Source organism: Streptomyces katrae (genome assembly GCF_000966975.1).
Taxonomy (GTDB): Bacteria; Actinomycetota; Actinomycetes; order Streptomycetales; family Streptomycetaceae; genus Streptomyces; species Streptomyces katrae.
This window is the reverse complement of sequence record NZ_JZWV01000815.1, coordinates 1-1,047: the sequence shown is the minus strand read 5'-3', so window position 1 is coordinate 1,047 and position 1,047 is coordinate 1. Positions and strand designations below refer to the sequence as shown.

Below are 1,047 nucleotides of genomic sequence, written 5' to 3'. Positions count from 1 at the left end.
CCCGAGGAGGGTGAGGACGAAGAGCTTGCCCTTCCAGAAGGACAGCAGCCGCTCCAGCATGGCGATCGAGCCCTCGCCGTGCGGGCTCTCCTCCGCCACCCGGCCGTATGTGCACGTCAACCGACCGATCCTGACGCTTCCTTGACGCCCCCTGGGCGGTTCGTGCGCCCAGGGTCCCCGCTGAAACCCGTGCGGCCGTACCGCGTTAGAAGAACGGACCGGCGCGTGCGCCGGGCGTGAGCCACGAGTACGAGTACGAGGAGACAGATGACGGACACCATGCCGGCCGGCACCGGCCGCGGAAGACTTGCCGGTCACTGCCGGGGGATCACCGAGGCCCCCTCCTTCGGCATGGGCGTCTTCGTCGTGATCCTGATCAACGCGGGGCTGATGGGGGCGGAGACGTACAGCGGCCTGGCCGCGTCCCAGGGCCGGATCCTGCAACTGGCGGAGAACGGCTGCCTCGTCCTGTTCACGCTGGAGATGGTGCTCCGCCTGGGCTCCTACGCGGACCGGCCGAAAGCATTCTTCCGGGACCCCTGGAACATCTTCGACCTGCTGATCGTCACCTCGGCCTTCCTGCCGTTCCTGCGGTCGAACACCACCGTGCTGCGGCTGCTGCGCCTCGCCCGCGTGCTGCGCACCGCCCGCTTCCTGCCCCACCTGCGCATCCTGCTGCTCGCGGTCGGGCGCAGCCTGCCGGGTACGGCGAGCTTCCTGTTCGTCGGGGCGCTGGTGGTGTACGTGTACGCGATGGTCGGCTGGGTCTGCTTCGCGCACTCCGACCCGCAGCACTACGGTTCGATCGGCCGGGCCGCGCTCACCCTGTTCCTGCTCACCACCCTGGACGGGCTCACCGACGCCGTCCGGGCCGGGCTGGAGATCTCCCGGTTCAGCATCGTCTACTACGCCTCCTATGCGCTGCTGGCCTCGTTCGTGCTGGTCAACGTGCTGATCGGGGTGGTGCTCAACTCGCTGGACGAGGCGCGGGAGATGGAGGAGGCCGACGCCCGCGCCCGGGAGCGGGCGGGCCGGGACATGGACGCG

General features: G+C 69.5%; 1 protein-coding gene. It reads left to right on the top strand.

Annotated elements, in window-relative coordinates; all coding sequences use genetic code 11:
• Positions 1–267 precede the first annotated feature (267 nt).
• On the top strand, positions 268–1,047 hold a 780-nt coding region (locus VR44_RS27210), incomplete at its 3' end, for an ion transporter (RefSeq protein WP_045950257.1).